The sequence below is a fragment of the Micromonospora maritima genome (genome assembly GCF_902825405.1).
Lineage (GTDB): Bacteria > Actinomycetota > Actinomycetes > Mycobacteriales > Micromonosporaceae > Micromonospora > Micromonospora maritima.
In genome coordinates, this window is sequence record NZ_CADEAU010000738.1 from 1 (window position 1) to 2054 (window position 2054).

Annotated in this window: 6 protein-coding genes; all 6 read left to right on the forward strand. The window is 71.5% G+C overall.

Going from position 1 to position 2054, the window contains the following annotated elements; all coding sequences use genetic code 11:
- Nucleotides 1-303, forward strand: a 303-nt coding sequence (locus HUW36_RS31695) for a hypothetical protein (RefSeq protein ID WP_174531428.1), incomplete at its 5' end; no start/stop codon positions are given.
- Nucleotides 304-343: 40 nt separating this feature from the next.
- A complete protein-coding gene (locus HUW36_RS31700) occupies nt 344-541 on the forward strand; it encodes a hypothetical protein (RefSeq protein ID WP_174531429.1) in 198 nt (65 codons plus the stop codon).
- A 31-nt stretch (nt 542-572) separates the two neighbouring features.
- Nucleotides 573-890: a hypothetical protein gene (locus HUW36_RS31705; RefSeq protein WP_174531430.1), complete on the forward strand. Its 318-nt coding sequence runs from the start codon at nt 573-575 to the stop codon at nt 888-890.
- Nucleotides 874-1269, forward strand: a complete 396-nt coding sequence (locus HUW36_RS31710) for a hypothetical protein (protein ID WP_174531431.1) — start codon at nt 874-876, stop codon at nt 1267-1269. The genes HUW36_RS31705 and HUW36_RS31710 overlap by 17 nt, the downstream gene beginning before the upstream one ends.
- A gap of 125 nt (nt 1270-1394) precedes the next feature.
- Nucleotides 1395-1808: a hypothetical protein gene (locus tag HUW36_RS31715; protein ID WP_174531432.1), complete on the forward strand. Its 414-nt coding sequence runs from the start codon at nt 1395-1397 to the stop codon at nt 1806-1808.
- 5 nt (nt 1809-1813) lie between these two features.
- On the forward strand, nt 1814-2054 hold a 241-nt coding region (locus tag HUW36_RS31720), incomplete at its 3' end, for a hypothetical protein (protein ID WP_174531433.1).

Genomic DNA, 2054 nt, shown 5'->3' on the forward strand with positions numbered 1-2054 from the left:
GCCTCCCCGGAGGCCACCGGCCCCCGCGTGGAGGCCAACCCGGCCGGTGGCCCCGCGGCCCCCGGCGCGGGGGGCCAGGGGGCCGGGGTCAAGGACCTGGGGGCCGCCCGGAGCGAGCACGAGGCCCGCATCGACGAGCTGTCGGCGATGTTCCCCGACACGATCCCGTCCCGCAGGGTCGTGATCGCCAAGGCGCAGGAGCTGCTCGGCAAGGGGGTCCAGTTGCGGTTCTCCTGGACCAGCAACAAGACCATCGACAACGCGCTGAAGGCTCTGCGCGAGCGGCGCCAGCAGGCCGCCTGACCTGCGAAAACACGAGGAGAAGAGGGAGATGGAAACGGCGATGGCAATGCCACGGCGGGCCCGGCGGGCCGTGCTGGCGCTCTGGGTGTTCTGGGCGCTCGCGGCGGTCATCGGAGTCGGCGCGGTCGCCCACCGGGGATGGAACCCGCTGACCGTGGCAGCAGTGGCGCTCAGCGCGGCGCACGCGGTCTACCTGGTCGCCGCCACGACCTACACGCTGCGCCGATACCGCGCCTGAGCTGCGAAAACATAGAGGAGAGAGATCGAGAGTGGACCACGACGAGGAGCGCGCGAGGGACGAGCTGCTCGGCGAGCGCCGGGCGTACTTCGTGCAGCCCTACTACCGGGGGCGTCGGCACGGCAGGGAGTTCATCGTCGAGTTCGCCCTGGGCAGCGCCCGCGAGATCACCGACATCCTCGCCGGCGTGGCCCAGCGCAACGAGCGCGACGAGACCGCCGACCCGAACAACTACGAGATGGACGTCAACGAGATCAAGGTCCGCCGGGGTAAGGCCCGGGTGGGTAGCTGGGTCGCCCGGGTCGCCGGGCGTTCGGAGGAGAGGAGGGGTCGTGCTCGACACCGCTGAGCAGGCGATGGCAATGCCACATGGCAACGCCGGGGATGCCCACGCCGATGATCACCGCAGCTCGGACGTGGTGATCAAGGCGTCGGGGGAAGTGACCAAGCGTGGCAACGCCTCCCAGGCGGTCGCCGAGCAGGTGCGGCAGGCATGGCTGTTCGCCCTCGCGCCGACGCCGGTGCACAAGCTGCTCGACCGGGTGCGCAACCCGAGCGTGCCGGGTGACAACGCGCTGCTGAAGGCGCTGTACCGGGTCTTCATGGCGGTCGTGGCGCTGCCGCTGACGCTGCTGTTCTACGGCCTGGCCGCCGCGCAGCAGAACCCGGCGAGGGCTGTCGTCGTCGACGGCGCGCTCGTCGGCCTGGCCGCCGTCTGGCTGGCCTGAATCGCTCCTGGCTTCTTCTCTCGCCGTCCGGGCCCGCCCGGTCCGGACGGCGGGGGTGGCCGCCAAGGGCCAGAACGAGGCGCCACCGCCGGTGACGCCGACCTCGACACTGGAAGGACTCGATCATGGTTCTCACGAGCGGCTTCCTGGTCTGGCTGACGCTCTGCATCGGCGGCCAGCACTACGGGCCGAAGATCAGCCGAGGCAAGGACCGCTGGACCAAGGGCTACCTGTGGCTGTCGTTCGCCGGCGCGGTCCTGGCCGGCGCGTCGATGGTGGACAACTTCCTCGGCGGGTGGGCCACCGGCATCGCCGGCTTCCACCCGCTGCTGGCGTGGCCGCCGGTGATCATCATGCTGCTGATCCTCGGCAAGGACGTCGGCGCGGACCGGACGCCGAACATCCCGGCCTGCGTCTGCGCGGTGCTGCTGCCGTCGTGGTCGGTGGGCCTGGGCGGCAACGTCGGCCAGGGGCTGCACAACCTGTTCTCGTTCATCAACGGCATCCAGGGCAACCTGAACGCCAACCTGTTCGGCTGACCGCGATGCCGTTCCTCCTCTGCTTCGTCATGGCTGCCGTCATCACCGAGGGCGTCAAGGACGCCCTCGGGCTCGGCAAGGACACCGCCCGGCGGGCCTGGGACAAGTCCTGGGCCCGCGCGGCGCAGTCCTCGGAGCGGCTGCGGGCCGCCACCGACCGCCGGCTGCGCGCCATGCGCGCCCACCGGGTCGGCCGGTACGCGGCCTTCGGGCTGGCTGCCAGCTCGTGGGCCACGCGCCTGGCGG

What these genes read in the sequence shown, in the direction of transcription:
- HUW36_RS31715 (WP_174531432.1), top strand. Translation starts at nt 1,395, where the DNA reads ATGGTTCTCACGAGCGGCTTCCTGGTCTGGCTGACGCTCTGCATCGGC.
- HUW36_RS31700 (WP_174531429.1), top strand. Translation starts at nt 344, where the DNA reads ATGGCAATGCCACGGCGGGCCCGGCGGGCCGTGCTGGCGCTCTGGGTG.